This window comes from Kitasatospora sp. NPDC096140 (genome assembly GCF_040303045.1).
Lineage (GTDB): Bacteria > Actinomycetota > Actinomycetes > Streptomycetales > Streptomycetaceae > Kitasatospora.
The window spans coordinates 174,401-188,998 of the sequence record NZ_JBEOUW010000016.1; the positions used below are offsets into that span (position 1 = coordinate 174,401).

Genomic DNA, 14,598 nt, shown 5'->3' on the forward strand with positions numbered 1-14,598 from the left:
CGACACGAGAACGGCCCCGCCGCGGAACCTCCGCGGCGGGGCCGTTTCGACGTCCCGCCGTCTTTCGACGTCCCGCCGTTCCGGCGGGCAGATCGTTCCGGCGGGGCAGACGGGCGGACGGGCCGTGCTAGATCCGGACCTCGACGGTGCCGACCGCCTTGTCGTGCAGGCCCCGGGTGTCACGGTCCCAGACCAGCGGGGGCACCACCAGGCAGAGCAGCAGGGTGCGCAGCAGGACCTGCGGGATGGTCGCGCGACCGCCGTCCAGGCGGACCACCCGGAGGCCGAACAGCCGCTTGCCGACCGTCGTACCGGTGGTGGACAGCAGCAGGGCCACCACGACGAAGTACAGCGGGCTGGTCCACAGGTTGGCCTCGGTGAGGTCGCCTCGGGCGATCAACCCGTACGAGATCAGGGAGATCAGCCAGGCGTCCACGAACAGGGCGCCGATGCGCCGACCGGGGCCGGCGAGCGAGCCGGAGCCCTCCTCCGGCAGCCCGAGGCGCTCGCCGCGGTAGCCGAAGTCGGCGCCCATCTTCTCGGCGGCCGCCTTGGGGCCGTCGATCCACGATCCCAACGCTTCTCTGGTGTCCACGAATCCACACTAACCGGGCTGACGGCGCGCACTGCCACCGGCACCCCTCCGGGCGGGGAGCTGCCCCCGACCGGGTGAATCCGGCGCATGGGGCGTTTCCGGACGGGCTTCCAAGTGGTCCAGACCACTTCTGGAGGGGCGCCCAGGTCGGCGGGGTGATTTGCCCTGCCCCGTACGCCTTTGCCGCCCGTCCGGGGGGTGTGGTTAACATCGAGGAAACGAGCGGGTCACCGGCTGGAAACGACCCATTCCTAGGGTGAGCCCAATTCGCACGCCGAGGAGGATGGATGTTCAACAACGCCGCCGAAGTGAAGCAGTTCATCCAGGACAACGACGTGAAGTTCGTCGATGTCCGATTCTGCGACCTGCCGGGCGTCTTGCAGCACTTCTCCGTACCTGCGGCGACCTTCGATCCGTCCGAGATCCTGATGTTCGACGGCTCGTCGATCCGCGGCTTCCAGGCCATCCACGAGTCCGACATGGCCCTGGTCCCGGACCTCGCCACAGCCCGGCTCGACCCCTTCCGGGCCGAGAAGCACCTCAACATCAACTTCTTCATCCAGGACCCGGTCACGGGCGAGGCCTACAGCCGCGACCCGCGCAACGTCGCCAAGAAGGCCGAGGCCTACCTCGCCTCCTCCGGCATCGCCGACACCGCGTTCTTCGGGCCCGAGGCCGAGTTCTACGTGTTCGACTCGGTCCGCTTCGAGACCAGCGCCAACGCGTCCTTCTACCACATCGACTCGGAGGCCGGCGCCTGGAACAGCGGCGCCGCCGAGGGCGACGCACGCGGCTACAAGGTCAAGTACAAGGGCGGGTACTTCCCCGTCCCGCCGGTCGACCACTTCGCCGACCTGCGCGCCGAGATGTCGCTGGAACTGGCCCGGGCCGGACTGGAGGTCGAGCGCCAGCACCACGAGGTCGGCACGGCCGGCCAGGCGGAGATCAACTACAAGTTCAACACCCTGCTGCACGCCGCCGACGACCTGATGCTGTTCAAGTACATCATCAAGAACGTCGCCTGGCGGAACGGCAAGACCGCCACCTTCATGCCGAAGCCGATCTTCGGCGACAACGGCTCGGGCATGCACGTCCACCAGTCGCTGTGGACCGACGGCACGCCGCTGTTCTACGACGAGCAGGGCTATGCCGGGCTCTCCGACACCGCCCGCTACTACATCGGCGGCCTGCTCCGGCACGCCCCCTCGCTGCTGGCGTTCACCAACCCCTCGGTGAACTCCTACCACCGCCTGGTGCCGGGCTTCGAGGCCCCGGTCAACCTGGTCTACTCGCAGCGCAACCGCTCGGCCGCGATCCGCATCCCGATCACCGGCTCCAACGCCAAGGCCAAGCGCATCGAGTTCCGCGCGCCGGACCCGTCCTCCAACCCGTACCTGGCCTTCTCCGCCATGCTGATGGCCGGCCTCGACGGCATCCGCAACAAGATCGAGCCGCTGGAGCCGGTCGACAAGGACCTCTACGAGCTGGCCCCCGAGGAGCACGCCAACGTCCCGCAGGTGCCCTCCTCCCTCCCGGCCGTCCTGGAGGCGCTGGAGGCCGACCACGAGTACCTGCTCGCGGGCAACGTCTTCACCCCGGACCTGATCGAGACCTGGATCGACTTCAAGCGCACCAACGAGATCGCCCCGATCGCGCTCCGGCCGCACCCGCACGAGTTCGAGCTGTACTACGACCTGTAGGGAGGCCTCCGACCTGCGGAAACGCAGGTCGGTCCGTCATGGACGACTGCCCGGCACACTTCCGGTGTGCCGGGCAGTCGTGCGTGTCGGGGGCGCTTCAGTCGGCGGCGGTCACCAGCCCCACCCGGTAGGCGAGGACGACCGCCTGGACGCGGTCGCGCAGGCCGAGTTTGGTGAGGATCCGCGAGACGTAGGTCTTGACCGTCTCGGGGGAGATGAAGAGCGCGGAGGCGATCTCCGCGTTCGACAGGCCCTCCGCGATCAGTTCGAGCACCTCCAGTTCACGGGCGGTCAGCGCCCTGACCAGGTCCTCCCTGCCCGGCCGGGCGGTGTCGGCCGGGCGCAGCCGTTCGGCGAACCGGCCGATGAGGTGGCGGGTGACGGTGGGGGCGAGGAGGGCCTCGCCGCGGGCGACGGTGCGGATGCCGGCGACGAGTTCGGCGGGCGGCGAGTCCTTGAGGAGGAAGCCGCTGGCGCCGGCGCGGAACGCGTCGTAGACGTAGGCATCCACGTTGAAGGTGGTGACGACCAGGACCTTCGGCGGTTCGACCACCTCGGGGCCGGCCAGCTTCCGGGTGGCCTCGATGCCGTCGAGCAGGGGCATCCGGATGTCCATCACGACGACGTCGGGGTGCAGGCGCTGTGCGGCCGACACCGCCTCGTGCCCGTTCCCGGCCTCGCCGACGACCTCCATGTCGGGCTGCGCGGAGAAGATGGTGACGTACCCGGTACGGACGAGTGCCTGGTCGTCGCAGACCAGCACCCGGATCGGCGCATCGCTCATGGTGTCATTCCTGAACAGGCTTGGACGGGATCACGGCACGGACCGCGAAGGTGCCGTCGGGTCCGGGGCCGGTCACCAGTTCACCATCGAGCATGCGCAGCCGTTCGCGCAGGCCCGCCAGTCCGCGTCCGCCCGCCGGAACCGGGGGCGGCGTGGCCGGGGCCGACGGCTCGGGGGCGACGGTGGTCACCTCGATCTCGACCCCCTCCGCCCCGTGCCTGACCAGGACGACCGTCCGTCGGCCGGACGCGTACTTCAGCGCGTTGGTCAGGGCCTCCTGCACCACGCGGTAACAGGCCAGCTCCACGTCGACGGCCTGCGGTCGCCGCTCGCCGTGCTCGGCGAACTCGACGGGCTGCCCCGCCATCCGGGCCTGTTCGACCAGGTCCGTCACCCGGCCCAACGCGGGCCCCCGGTCCGCGGTCGCGGACTCGCCGGTCGCCTCCAGCACGCCGAGCAACTGCCGCAGCTCCGTCAACGCCCGGCGGCCCGTGCCGCTGACCGCCGTCAATCCCTCGGCGACCCGCTCGGGCGCGGAGGCCAGGACGAACTGCGCGGCGTCGGCCTGGACCACCATCGCGGTGACGTGGTGGGTCACCACGTCGTGCAGCTCGCGGGCGATCCGGGCCCGCTCGGCGGCCGTTGCCGCCTCGGCCGCCAGTCGCCGCCGCTCCTCCTCCGCCATCCGTCGCCTCCTCATCGAGTTCCCCACCAGCCAGAGGGCCACCAGACTCGCGTAGAACGCCAGGTAGTCCGAGACGCCCTGAGGCGAGCCGCGGCCGTGCAGCACCACCGCCAGCACCACGTAAGCCGCACTGGCCGCGCCCGCCACCGCCCGGCGGAAGCGGGTTCGTCCGGCCCCGGCCGAGTACAGGGCGACATAGAGCCCCAGACTGCCGAACGTCGTCGGGTAGCCCAGAGCCTGGTCCACCGCGAACGCTGTGCCGACGACCGCGAGACACAGGGCCGGCGACCGGCGGCGCAGCACGAGCGGCAGGGTCTGCGCCGAGGCCAGCACGGCGCTCAGCGCGTCGGCCGGCCGCCCGGGCAGGTCGCCGATCTGCGCACCGATCTTCGACAGCGTCGGCACGAACGCCAGCCCGGTGAGCACCAGCGCGAGCACCGCGTCCTCGACGACACCGTCGCGCGACTGCCACCAGCCGAGCGGCCCCCGCACCAGCGGCCTCCAGAGGGTCTTCCCCACCGACACCCGTCCCTCGCCTTCGTCCGGCCGCTTCGTTCCGTCGCCGCGCCCGGCACTCAGTGTGCGGCAGCCGCCACCGGCGCGAGGCCCGTGCCCTTGCGGGCCATGGTCAGCATCCCGACGCTGAGGCCGAAACTGATCAGCACCGGGACCACCGAAGCCTCCAGCCCGAAGACGCCACCCGTCAGCCAGGCCGGGCCGTGCGCGTGCGTGACCAGCAGCCCCTGCACCACGTGCCCGGACACCGCGATCCCGAACAGCTGCTGGACGAGGTTCCACGCGAAGTGCAGTCCGAACACGAACCAGAGGTTGCGCCGCCACAGGAAGGCCACGCCGAGCAGCACGCCCGCCTCCAGGGCGATCGCCAGGGCGCTCCAGACGGTCGCGCCCGGGTTGAAGAAGTGGGCGAAGCCGAAGAACAGCGAGGTGAGCGCGACGGCCGCGCGCCCGCCCCACCTCTGCTCCAGCGCCTGCAGCGCCAAACCGCGGAACGTCAGCTCCTCGGTCAGCGCCCCACCGGCGATGGTGATCACCGCGGACACCACCACGGAGGCGCCGTTCCCGGCCCAGGAGAACGAGAAGCCCCCGAACAGTGTGATCAGGAGGATCGAGGAGAGCAGGAACCCCAGGCCGATCCCCGCGCCCAGCAGCCACTCCCGTACCGCACCACGCCGCGCGATCTCCGGCGTCGCACGGCGGGCCTGGCGGCGCATGACCACCCGGTACACGCCCAGCGCCAGGGCCGCGCCCACCGCCGGCAGCGGGCCCGGGGCCGTCGCGGTCGCCCCCGCGACCAGGGTGACGCCGACGAAGCCGGTGACCGCCCAGGCGAGCGGTGAACGGGCGATCCGGTCGAACCGGCCCCCGCCGGTCGAACGGCGGTCGGTCCGGGCGGTCCCTGCCGTCCCTGCCGTCTCTGCGGTCCCTGCGGTCCCTGCGTCATGGACCTCGGTGGATGTCGAGCTCATGGCGGCCTCCCCTGGCCAGTCGTCCCGGCCGCACCCGTGGCGGCCACCGACAACGCTAGGAAGACGGCGTGCACCGCGAATCACCCGTCGGCGGACGGTGCCGGTAGCTCGCACGGGGGATGCGGCGAAGCGGTACAGGACGCAGAGTGAGGCATGCCGAACGGTGTGGGCCGTTCGGATCAGTGGTGACCGAGATGTTGTCCGTCGGGCCAGATTCCGTCCGCGGGCATGTCCAACCGGTCGGTCAACGGCCGACGCCACTGAGGGGTGGTGGTCGGCTCGCCCCAGTAGTCGGTGACGCGGACCGCCTCGCCGTCCCGCAGCTCCGCGATGCTGACGTTGCGGTAGAGCCGGCCGTCACCGTAGTCGCAGGTCCATTCGACGACGATCACGTCCTCGCTCAGGCGCAGGCGGCGGCCCACGGCGAGGGTCAGTCCGGGGAAGTTCCCTTCGACTTCGCCGACGAGCCTGCTGGTGCGGACCACCTCGCCCATCTGCGGCCACTGACGTTCGACGTCGTCGGCGAGCGGGACGCCGAGGATGTAGGCCAGTCGGGTGCGGCCGTTCGACTCTGCGGTCGGCTCGTTCATGGCGCTGGTTCCCTTCCGGACCACCGAGGGTGTTGACCATGGTGCGGCCCCGGTGGTCGGGCCGCCACAGGGCCGGGCACCGGGGCTACGGGCCGTCCGGGGTGAGGGCGAGGACGGCGAGGTCGTCGGCGAGCAGGCCGGCGTACCGGTGGACGTCCTCGGCCAGGAAGGAGACCACCCGGTCGGGCGCGGTGGTGCCGAGCGCGGCGAGACGGGGGGCCAGCGGGTAGAAGACGCCGCCGGCGTCCCGGGCCTCGCTGACGCCGTCGGTGTACAGCAGCACGGTGTGGCCCGCGGGCAGGGCGACCGCGGTCGGCTTGCCCCGTTCCTCGGCGGGCCCGAGGTGGCCGAGGCCCAGCGGGAGCTCGTCCGCGCAGGGCACCGGGCGGATCGGGCCGCCGGTGAGCAGCAGCGGGATGGTGTGGCCGCGGTTGACGATCTCCACGCAGTCGGAGCCCGGACGGTACTGCAGCAGGACGGCCGTGGCGAAGAGCTCGTCGTCCCCGCGGTCGGCGGCATCGCGCAGGACGGCGCGGTCCAGCTGGTCGGCGAGGTCGACCAACCCCGGGGTGTCGTACGCCGCCGCCCGGAAGGCGCCCAGGACGTCGGCGACCGTCCGGACCGCGCCGAGGCCCTTGCCCCGGACGTCGCCGAGCAGCACCCGGACCCCGAAGCGGGTGTCGCACACCTCGTACAGGTCGCCGCCGACCAGCACGTCCGCCTGGGCCGGGCGGTAGAGACCGGCGACCCGCAGCCCGCCGGCCCGCTCGGGCACCGGCCGCAGCACGGTGCGCTGCAGGGTCTCGGCGACCGTACGGGCCTGCAGCAGGTTGCGGTTCTGCCGGGTGCGCTGCCACGACAGGGCGGTGCCCATCACGCCGGAGAGCAGGGTGGCGATGTAGACCCAGACGTGGTGCTGCTCGTTGATGTGGCCGGCGCGCAGGGCCAGGACCAACTGGAGCGCCAGGGAGCCGACGGTGGCGGTGGCGGTCAGCACCGGGCCGTAACTGAACGCGGCCACCACGGGCAGCGCGGTCAGCAGGAAGCCGGCCGCGACGGCGTCCGGGACGACGGCCTCGGCGATCAGGTCCAGCACCAGCAGGACGACCGGGAGCCACGGCACCCACCTCGGCACCCGGGGCTCCAGCGCGGCAGGGCGCGACGGGCGGGGTGCTGTGGGCACGGCGGGACCTCCAGGCCGGTGGCCAGTCCCGGAGGATCGGAGATCGTCCGGAATGGCCGGTTTCGTCCCTCCATGCTCTCCCACGAACGGCCCAGTCACGAACGGCCGAACGTCCCGTCCTCCCGGGCCGGGGGGAAGCGGGGCGGGATCGGGCGAGACCGGACGAAACCGGGCCGGGCACCGGCCGCCCGATCAGCGCACGGTCACCGGCAGGGCCTCGTAGCCCCGCAGGACCAGGCGGTCCCGCCGGGTGGCGACGCCGCCCGGGGCGAGCCGCGGGAAGCGGTCGAGCAGCGCCGGCACCGCGACCTCCGCCTCCAGCCGGGCCAGCAGGGAGCCCAGGCAGAAGTGCTGACCGCCGCCGAAGCTGAGCGGCTGGCTGTCGGTGCGGGTCGGGTCGAACACCTCGGGGCGCTCGTAGCGGGCCGGGTCCCGGTTGGCGGCGCCGATCAGCAGGGTCACCTCGCTGCCGACCGGAGTGGGCAGTCCCTCGATGCTCAGGCCCTCCTCCAGGGCGACCCGGCCGGTGGCCTGCACCGGGGAGTCGAAGCGCAGCACCTCGTCGGTGAAGCCGGCCGGGGTGACCGCGCCGCTGCGCAGCCCGGCGGCCGCACCGGGGTGGCGGAACAGCAGGGACAGGCCGTTGCCGAGCAGGTTGGTGGTGGTCTCGAAGCCGGCCACCAGCAGCAGGACCAGGTTGGCCAGCAGTTCCTCGGCGGAGAGCAGCCCGCCGTCCTCCGCGGTGATCCGGGCCAGGTCGCTGACCAGGTCGTCCTGCGGGCGGGCCAGCCGCTCGGCGGCCAGCTCGGTGAAGTACCCGGACAGCTCGTCCGCGGCCCGGTCGGCCTCGGCCAGTTCGCCGAGGTCCCCGCTGAGCTCCAGGACGGCGGTGAGGTCGGAGGCGAGGGCGCGGAAGCGGTAGCGGTCCCGCTCCGGGACGCCGAGCAGCTCGCAGATCACCCCGACCGGCAGCCGGAAGGCGAAGGCGTCCATGAAGTCCACCGGCGACCCGTCGGCGCCCTGCTCGGCCATCCCGTCGAGCAGCCGGGCCACCGCGGCCTCCACCGCGGGGCGCAGCGCCGCGACCCGGCGGGCGGTGAACACCGAGGCGATCAGCGAGCGGACCCGGGGCTGGTCGGGGGCGTTGCGCTGGAGGATCGAACGGCCGAAGAGGGCGAGCGAGGAGTGCGCGAGGAAGTCCGGGGCCACCCCCGCCATCATGTCGGCGGTGGCGACGCCGAAGGCGGGTGTGCGCAGCACCTTGTTGACCGCCGCGTAGCCGGTCACCACGAAGCGCCCGTCCGCGGCCGGGACCACCGGTCCCACCTCCCGCGCCCTCGCGTACAGCGGGTACGGGTCGGACTTGACCCCGGTCTCCGCCAGCAGATCGATGATCGTCGCACCGTCCATGCGGTCGTCCCCTCCCGAGCTCCCGGGATCCCGGGCTCCCGCGATGCCGGGGCTCCGAGATCAACCGTCCTGGTCCGTGAACCGCCGGTGGGCACGCGGGAGTTCCCGCCCGGGACGGTCCGCTGCCCGCGGGCGTGCTGCGGCGGGTCCCGGGCCGGGCGGGGCGGCTCGGTAGGCTGGCCGGCATGGAGATCTGGATCAATCCGCGCTGCGGCAAGTGCCGGACGGCGCTCGGCGAGCTGTCCGACGCCGGCGTCGAGTACACGGTGCGGCGCTACCTGGAGGAACCGCCGACCGTGGCCGAGCTGGAGGAGGTGCTGGAGCGCCTGGGCCTGGAGCCGTGGGACATCACCCGCACCGACGAGCAGGCCGCGAAGGACCTGGGCATGAAGGGCTGGCCCCGGGAGGCGGGTGACCGGGCCCGCTGGATCGCGGCGATGGCCGAGCACCCGATCCTGATCCAGCGCCCGATCATCACCGCGGACGACGGGCACGCCGTGGTGGCCCGCACCCCCGAGGCCCTCAAGTCCGTCCTGCCCTGAGGCCCGTCGGACGGCGGCCGGTCAGTGGAGCTGGATCGTCTCCACCGGCCGGCCCGGGTGCCAGTTGCGGACGAACAGGTGCTCGCCCTCGACGGTGGTGTGCACCACCTGGTCGAGCTCCAGCCGGAAGGCGTGGAACGGGGTGGGCGGCGGCTCGGGCAGATCGGCGGCGAACGCGGCGAGTTCCGTCTCGTCGGTGATCTCGACCGCCCGGCCGGAGACCTTGGAGTCCCCGCCGGCCATGGTCTCGTCCCCCGGGTGCGCGTGCAGCGCGAAGCGGGCGTCGCGCTGGAGGTCGCGCGCCTTGACCGCCCCGTACATCGACCCGATCCACAGGTCGTCGCCGACGAAGTCGACCTCCGTCCCGCTGACCCGGGGCGAACCGTCCTTGCGCAGCGTCGCCAGGACGTGGTGCTTGTTGGCCTCGAACCGGGCCCTCACCAGGGGCGCGAGGTCCGGGGCCTGCTCCTCGAAATCCTGCCAGGTAGCCATGCCGCCAGTCTGGCACCCGGCACTGACAACCGCCGTCCGCACGGGGCCGCGGTCCCGGGCCGCCGCCGGCCCTGGACCGCCGTCGGGCCCGGCGCGCCACCGCTCACGGACCGTCGTCGCTCACGGGTCGCTGTCACAGGCCGGTGCCACACTGGCGGCGTGACCACCACGACCACGTACATCGCGTTCCTGCGGGCCATCAACGTCGGCGGCCGTACGGTGACGATGGAGCGGCTGCGGGCGCTCTTCGCCGAGCTGGGCCTGGGGAACGTCCGCTCGTACATCCAGAGCGGCAACGTCTTCTTCACCACCGAAGGCCCCGCCGGCCGGTCCGACCGCGCCGCGCTGACCGGGCGGATCGAGGAGCACCTGGAGCAGTCGCTCGGCTACCCGGTGCCGGTGATGCTGCGAACGGTGGAGGAGGTCGCCGAACTGCTCGCCGCCGAGCCGTTCCGGGGCGTCGAGGCGACACCGGACGTCCGGCTGGTGGTCGCCTTCCTCTCCGAGCCGCTGCCCGCCGAGCTCGCCCGTCCGCACCGCTCGCCGAAGGGCGACTTCGAGGTGCTCGGCGCCGACCCGGGGGCCGCGTACATCGTGATCCACCTGCAGAACGGCAAGTGGGTCACCAAGGAGATGTTCGGCAAGGCGTACCGGGGCTCGGTCACCTCCCGGTTCCTGCACACCACCGAGAAGATCCTGGCGGCCGCCCGCAAGGCCTGACGGCCCGTGCGGCCTGCGCGGAGGGCACGGAACCGCGTGGCCGGGCGGGGCGTCTGGACTCCCGTGACGTACGAACCACGTGCCCGGGCAGGGCTCGATCTGGACAGCCCGAGTCGGCCGCGCCGACAATTCGGCCATGACGCCTCCTGAGCTCCCCACCGGCCGGATCCGGCCCTCCGACGCCGAGCGGGAGCTGGCGCTCGGGGCCCTGAAGGACGGCGCCGGCAGCGGTCGGCTCTCGCACGACACCTTCCTCGGCCGGATGGACATCGTCCTGCAGGCCACCAGCCGGGGCGAGTTGGACGCGGCGGTGGACGGGCTGCCGACCGGCGGGCCGGTCGAACGCTTCGTGCTGCGCACGGTCGGCCGGGTCTCCGGCTTCGGCGACCGGATCAACCGGGCCTGGCGCACCGAGCGGCTGCCCGGGCTGAGCCTGCCGCAGGCCGGCGCCGGGCTGCTGACCATCGGCCGGATCCCCGGCTCGGGGCTGCGGCTGCACGACGCCTCGGTCTCCCGGAACCACGCCGAACTCCGGCACGAGGACGGCTGCTGGGTGCTGTACGACCTCGGCTCGACCAACGGCACGCACGTCAACGGGCGCCGGATCGCGGGCGGCGTCCGGGTCCAGCCGGGCGACCAGGTGCGGTTCGGGAACCTGGAGTTCCGGCTCGCCGCGCTCTGAGGACCCCGCCCGCCCGGCCGGGGGGCGGGCGGCCGGTCAGTGCGGGAACTGCCGGGGCGGCCGCTGCCGCGGCAGCTCGTCCTGGAACTCCGCGATGACGGTCGCGATCTGACGCATCACCACCGTGCGCTCCAGCCGGTCCAGGTAGCGGTTCTCCGCGGCGAGCGCCTCGACCGTGACGCCGAAGTACATCGCCATCAGCGGATTGACGAACAGCTCGCTTCCCTTGGTCCGCTCGGTGAACCGGACGTCGCCGAACTCGCCGCGCAGGGCCGCCGCCACCGAGCCGTTGACGATGCTGGGGTGCTCGGGGAAGGCGGCGCGGGCGTGCTCGACGGCGTCCAGGTAGAGCACCGCCTCCCGGCTGTCGCGCGGGATGGAGAAGGCGCCGAGGTAGCCGCCGGCCCGGTCCAGCGCGGCGAGGTTCTCCAGCACCAGCGTGTGGTTGACGCCGTGGTGGGCGTCGATGCCGAAGCCCAGGCAGGCGACCAGCCGCTCGGGCACCTCCCGCAGCCCGGCCACCGCCGCCAGGCTGGCCATGTCCTCCTCGGGGGTGCCGAGTCCGACCTCGTCGCCGCGCATCAGGATGTCGGTGCCGCCGTCCACCAGCAGGACGGCGTCGATGCCCAGTCGGGCCACGAGCGCGCGGTAGCCGTCGCGCAGCGGCTGCACGCCCACCGACGGGAAGGCCCACACGGTGTCCGGCATGCCGTGGAGGTTCAGCCAGCGGGCCAGCGTGCGCTCCGGGAAGTAGCCCTCGGGCGCCGGGGTGTCCGGCCGGATCATGGCCACGTCGGGCTCCGCCCAGACGTCGAGGGGCAGGCCGTAGAGGTGGGTGAAGGAGAGGTTGGCCAGGTGCACCTCCTTGCCCGCGGCGCGCAGGGCGAGGACGATCGGCAGCCCGGCGTACACGTCGAACCCGCCGCCGGCGCCGGCGACCAGGATGCGTTCGGCGGCCAGCAGCCGGGTGATCAGCGGGGGTTGCAGCAGAGAGGTCACCGGCGGAAGGTAGCACCGGGCGGGCGCGGTGACCCCGGCGGCCCTGGCGGCGACTCCGGCGTCGCGACGGCCTCGGCGGCCCCGACGACGGCAGGGAACCGGATGGCGGGTGGCGGGTGGCTGGTGCGGACGGGTGGGCGCCGGGGAGGGGTCAGTCGCGCTCGACGTGGACCTCGGCGAAGTGGTCGCCCTTGTCCGCCTTGCGGATGGTGACCCGGACGGTGCCGACGGCGGTCTCGGCGTCCTTGTCGACGGTCTTCTTGTTGTCGCCGATCGTCACCTCGGCCGAGTTGTCGGTGATGTGGCCGACCGTCATCTTCATCGGGTTGTCGCCGCCGAAGACCTTCACGGTCTTGGAGGCGTCCGCGCCGTCGGTCTTGATGCCGACGGTGCACTTGTGGTCGTCGAGGCAGAGGGCCACTCCGCCCTCACAGGCGGTCAGTCCGGCGCCGAGGGTCAGGACGGCGCCCGCGGCGAGGATCGCCGAACCGAACCGGAAGCGGGTCCGGAGGCTGGTGCGGTGGGCCTTGGCGGTGCTGCTCGCTGTGGTCATGTCCTCGACGGTAGCGGGCCGGACACGGTCCGCCATCGGCCGTCGGCGGGAGGCCCGCCCTGGTGCAGCCCGGATCGGCCGGGCGGCCCAACCCCGAGAGCGGTGGGTCGAATCCCCTAGGGGTCAGGGGCAGTTGCGCACTCGGTGGGGTTTCCGACGCCTCGTCAGCATATGCCACCGGCCTATGCCACGCGCGTAGATCGACGGCCCGCAAAAACGGCTGGCGGTCAGTCGGCAATGATCCCCAGGCCGGTCTCCGGCCCTTCGCCCGGCCCCCACAGCGGCGCGGTGCAGCGCTGGTAGGTGGCCTGCCAGTGCGGCCAGTTGCGGGCCACGTCGTCGTCGCACTCGGCCAGCAGCCGCTCCACCGCGGCCGGCTCCACTCCCTCCAGCAGCCAGGCCAGCGCGTCCGCCGTGCCCGGACCGTCCGCCGCGCGCAGCAGGTCCAGCAGTTCGCCCAGCCCGCCGAGCCGGGAGCCGTCGGCCACCACCCGCTCCATCCGGGGCAGCAACTGGCGCTCCTCGATCCGCAGGTGGGTCTCCAGCCGGGCCGCCAGGTCCTCCATCGCGTACGCCACCGGCCAGGCGCTGCCGGTGTCCCGGCTGGCGATCCGGACCAGGGTGGTGACCCGGGTGAACGAGTGGTCCAGGTTGTGGTGGTCGGCCTCCAGCCAGTTGAGCAGCAGCCGCAGCTCCGGAGCGAAGCGGCGCACGATCGGCCAGAGCCGGGTGTCCTGCTGCTCGTGGTGGCAGGTCAGCATCGCGGTCATGAAGGTCCAGTGCCGCAGCAGTGCCTCGCCCTTGTCCTCCTCGTCGGGCTGGAGCAGTCGCAGCGCGTTGGGCAGCCGGGCGAGGTCCCGGCGCAGCGCGGCGTGCACCAGGCGCAGTCCGGCGAACCGCACGGTGGCCGGGTCGTCGTCCGCGGTCCGCCCGCGCGCGTCGGCGCCCCGGGGATCGGCGCCGGGCTGACCCTGCGCGGGCACGGCGGGGGCGGGCTGGGGCAGCAGGTGGATCGGCATGGCACTCTCTTCACGGCTTGGGGCAGGACGGGTGGTGGCGGCCGGTGAGGACCACCCCAGCCAAGGTGCCCGCAGTCGATCAGAAGCGAATCAATGTCCGATTGACGCGCAGGTCAGCGCGTTTACGGGGGCGGACGCAACGCGCGGCGGCGCCTCACCCGTGTACCCGGGTGAGGGTGCGCACACCGCGTGCCGGGGGGTCCAGGGGAACAGCGAGGCCGCATGTCACCGGAGCAGGAGCAGTCGTTCGACGAGTTCGTGGCGAGCCGCTACGCCGCGCTGCGCCGCACCGGCTACCTGCTCTGCGGCGACTGGCACCTCGCCGAGGACCTCGCGCAGACCACGCTGGTGAAGCTGTACTCGCGCTGGAACCGGCTGCGCGACCCGGAGGCCGCGGCCGGGTACGCCCGGACGACACTGGTCCGCACCTACATCGACCTCCGGCGGCTGCGCCGCTCGCACGAGGTGCCGGCGTCGGAGCTGCCGGAGCCGGCGTTCGGACCGCGGGTCGGCGCCCCGGCCGACCCGGAGCGGCGGCTGGCCCTGCTGGCCGCGCTCGCGCAGGTCTCCCCCGCCTACCGGGCGACGCTGGTGCTGCGGTTCTGGGAGGACCAGTCGGTCGAGGCGACGGCGGAGGCCCTGCGGCAGAGCACCGGCACCGTGAAGTCCAACACCAGCCGGGGACTGGCCCAACTGCGGGTGATCCTCGGCGACTCACTGCGGGAGATCGCGGCGAGCTGAGCGCGGCCCGGCCCGCGGGCCGGGCCGGGCGGCCCCGGTCGTGCGCGCGGGCCGGGCCGCCGGAACCGGTCACCCGGGCGGAACGGGCCGCCCGGGACGAGCGAGAGACGAGAGGAGAGCGGTTTTGAACCGGGACGAACCGGCGTTCGACGCCGACGACATGGGCGCGCTGTTCCGAGAGGTCCTGGACCAGCCGGAGCCGGCGGTTCCCCAGGGCCTGCTGCCGGAGGTCCGCCGCTCGGGCACGCGGATGCGCCGCCGACGCCACCTGCTGGCGACGGTCGCCACCGCGCTCGCGGTGGGGCTGCTGGCCACGGCGGGCTGGGCGGTGCACGGCAGGACCCCGGTGGAGCGGGCCGGCCGGGGGCTGGCCCCGGCGGCGAGCGGGCCCGTCCTGCCGTCGACGGCGTCGGGCC

At 73.1% G+C, this 14,598-nt stretch carries 17 protein-coding genes; 6 read left to right on the forward strand and 11 right to left on the reverse strand.

The window, feature by feature from the left end:
- Positions 1-127: 127 nt before the first annotated feature.
- Positions 128-595: an RDD family protein gene (locus tag ABT048_RS19155; RefSeq protein ID WP_350522583.1), complete on the reverse strand. Its 468-nt coding sequence runs from the start codon at positions 593-595 to the stop codon at positions 128-130.
- A 287-nt stretch (positions 596-882) separates the two neighbouring features.
- Here ABT048_RS19155 and glnA point away from each other — a divergent pair, with 287 nt between their 5' ends.
- Complete coding sequence (gene glnA / locus ABT048_RS19160; protein ID WP_350522584.1) at positions 883-2,295, forward strand: type I glutamate--ammonia ligase; 1,413 nt, start codon at positions 883-885, stop codon at positions 2,293-2,295.
- 97 nt (positions 2,296-2,392) lie between these two features.
- Here the strand turns inward: glnA and ABT048_RS19165 are convergent, their stop codons facing one another.
- The 6 genes from ABT048_RS19165 to ABT048_RS19190 all read right to left on the reverse strand — a co-directional run bounded on the left by ABT048_RS19165 (position 2,393) and on the right by ABT048_RS19190 (position 8,434).
- Positions 2,393-3,079, reverse strand: coding sequence for a response regulator (locus ABT048_RS19165; protein ID WP_350522585.1), 687 nt, complete (start codon positions 3,077-3,079; stop codon positions 2,393-2,395).
- Between the two features lie 4 nt (positions 3,080-3,083).
- Complete coding sequence (locus ABT048_RS19170; RefSeq protein WP_350522586.1) at positions 3,084-4,283, reverse strand: sensor histidine kinase; 1,200 nt, start codon at positions 4,281-4,283, stop codon at positions 3,084-3,086.
- Between the two features lie 56 nt (positions 4,284-4,339).
- The gene (locus ABT048_RS19175; protein ID WP_350522587.1) at positions 4,340-5,251 is read right to left on the reverse strand and encodes a CPBP family intramembrane glutamic endopeptidase; all 912 of its coding nucleotides are present in this window, start codon (positions 5,249-5,251) and stop codon (positions 4,340-4,342) included.
- Between the two features lie 179 nt (positions 5,252-5,430).
- Complete coding sequence (locus ABT048_RS19180) at positions 5,431-5,841, reverse strand: nuclear transport factor 2-like protein (RefSeq protein WP_350522588.1); 411 nt, start codon at positions 5,839-5,841, stop codon at positions 5,431-5,433.
- A gap of 85 nt (positions 5,842-5,926) precedes the next feature.
- Positions 5,927-7,024 carry a PP2C family protein-serine/threonine phosphatase gene (locus ABT048_RS19185; protein WP_350522589.1) on the reverse strand — a complete coding sequence of 366 codons (1,098 nt, stop codon included), beginning with the start codon at positions 7,022-7,024 and terminating at the stop codon, positions 5,927-5,929.
- Positions 7,025-7,216: 192 nt separating this feature from the next.
- Positions 7,217-8,434, reverse strand: a complete 1,218-nt coding sequence (locus tag ABT048_RS19190; RefSeq protein ID WP_350522590.1) for a cytochrome P450 — start codon at positions 8,432-8,434, stop codon at positions 7,217-7,219.
- A gap of 185 nt (positions 8,435-8,619) precedes the next feature.
- Between ABT048_RS19190 and ABT048_RS19195 the strand changes: the two genes are divergently transcribed.
- Positions 8,620-8,976: an arsenate reductase family protein gene (locus ABT048_RS19195; RefSeq protein WP_350522591.1), complete on the forward strand. Its 357-nt coding sequence runs from the start codon at positions 8,620-8,622 to the stop codon at positions 8,974-8,976.
- Positions 8,977-8,997: 21 nt separating this feature from the next.
- Here the strand turns inward: ABT048_RS19195 and ABT048_RS19200 are convergent, their stop codons facing one another.
- Complete coding sequence (locus ABT048_RS19200) at positions 8,998-9,468, reverse strand: pyridoxamine 5'-phosphate oxidase family protein (RefSeq protein ID WP_350522592.1); 471 nt, start codon at positions 9,466-9,468, stop codon at positions 8,998-9,000.
- Between the two features lie 159 nt (positions 9,469-9,627).
- Between ABT048_RS19200 and ABT048_RS19205 the strand changes: the two genes are divergently transcribed.
- Together ABT048_RS19205 and ABT048_RS19210 are read left to right on the forward strand one after the other, a co-directional pair.
- Complete coding sequence (locus ABT048_RS19205) at positions 9,628-10,188, forward strand: DUF1697 domain-containing protein (RefSeq protein ID WP_350522593.1); 561 nt, start codon at positions 9,628-9,630, stop codon at positions 10,186-10,188.
- A gap of 136 nt (positions 10,189-10,324) precedes the next feature.
- Entirely contained in the window at positions 10,325-10,870 is a 546-nt protein-coding gene (locus ABT048_RS19210; RefSeq protein WP_350522594.1) for an FHA domain-containing protein, read from the forward strand.
- A gap of 36 nt (positions 10,871-10,906) precedes the next feature.
- Here the strand turns inward: ABT048_RS19210 and ABT048_RS19215 are convergent, their stop codons facing one another.
- The 3 genes from ABT048_RS19215 to ABT048_RS19225 form a co-directional block, all read right to left on the reverse strand.
- The gene (locus ABT048_RS19215) at positions 10,907-11,869 is read right to left on the reverse strand and encodes a DUF1152 domain-containing protein (protein WP_350522595.1); all 963 of its coding nucleotides are present in this window, start codon (positions 11,867-11,869) and stop codon (positions 10,907-10,909) included.
- A 151-nt stretch (positions 11,870-12,020) separates the two neighbouring features.
- The gene (locus ABT048_RS19220; RefSeq protein WP_350522596.1) at positions 12,021-12,422 is read right to left on the reverse strand and encodes a hypothetical protein; all 402 of its coding nucleotides are present in this window, start codon (positions 12,420-12,422) and stop codon (positions 12,021-12,023) included.
- Between the two features lie 227 nt (positions 12,423-12,649).
- The gene (locus ABT048_RS19225) at positions 12,650-13,441 is read right to left on the reverse strand and encodes a hemerythrin domain-containing protein (protein ID WP_350522597.1); all 792 of its coding nucleotides are present in this window, start codon (positions 13,439-13,441) and stop codon (positions 12,650-12,652) included.
- 222 nt (positions 13,442-13,663) lie between these two features.
- On the opposite strand from ABT048_RS19225, the gene ABT048_RS19230 reads away from it, so the two are divergent.
- Together ABT048_RS19230 and ABT048_RS19235 are read left to right on the forward strand one after the other, a co-directional pair.
- Positions 13,664-14,182 carry a SigE family RNA polymerase sigma factor gene (locus ABT048_RS19230; RefSeq protein ID WP_350522598.1) on the forward strand — a complete coding sequence of 173 codons (519 nt, stop codon included), beginning with the start codon at positions 13,664-13,666 and terminating at the stop codon, positions 14,180-14,182.
- Positions 14,183-14,306: 124 nt separating this feature from the next.
- The coding region (locus ABT048_RS19235; protein ID WP_350522599.1) for a hypothetical protein at positions 14,307-14,598 on the forward strand (292 nt) is incomplete at its 3' end.

Excerpts from the sequence above, each read along its gene's own strand:
- glnA (WP_350522584.1), top strand. The coding sequence starts at position 883 with ATGTTCAACAACGCCGCCGAAGTGAAGCAGTTCATCCAGGACAACGAC.
- ABT048_RS19225 (WP_350522597.1), bottom strand. The coding sequence starts at position 13,441 with ATGCCGATCCACCTGCTGCCCCAGCCCGCCCCCGCCGTGCCCGCGCAG.
- ABT048_RS19180 (WP_350522588.1), bottom strand. The coding sequence starts at position 5,841 with ATGAACGAGCCGACCGCAGAGTCGAACGGCCGCACCCGACTGGCCTAC.
- ABT048_RS19200 (WP_350522592.1), bottom strand. The coding sequence starts at position 9,468 with ATGGCTACCTGGCAGGATTTCGAGGAGCAGGCCCCGGACCTCGCGCCC.
- ABT048_RS19210 (WP_350522594.1), top strand. The coding sequence starts at position 10,325 with ATGACGCCTCCTGAGCTCCCCACCGGCCGGATCCGGCCCTCCGACGCC.
- ABT048_RS19220 (WP_350522596.1), bottom strand. The coding sequence starts at position 12,422 with ATGACCACAGCGAGCAGCACCGCCAAGGCCCACCGCACCAGCCTCCGG.
- ABT048_RS19190 (WP_350522590.1), bottom strand. The coding sequence starts at position 8,434 with ATGGACGGTGCGACGATCATCGATCTGCTGGCGGAGACCGGGGTCAAG.
- ABT048_RS19230 (WP_350522598.1), top strand. The coding sequence starts at position 13,664 with ATGTCACCGGAGCAGGAGCAGTCGTTCGACGAGTTCGTGGCGAGCCGC.
- ABT048_RS19165 (WP_350522585.1), bottom strand. The coding sequence starts at position 3,079 with ATGAGCGATGCGCCGATCCGGGTGCTGGTCTGCGACGACCAGGCACTC.
- ABT048_RS19195 (WP_350522591.1), top strand. The coding sequence starts at position 8,620 with ATGGAGATCTGGATCAATCCGCGCTGCGGCAAGTGCCGGACGGCGCTC.
- ABT048_RS19175 (WP_350522587.1), bottom strand. The coding sequence starts at position 5,251 with ATGAGCTCGACATCCACCGAGGTCCATGACGCAGGGACCGCAGGGACC.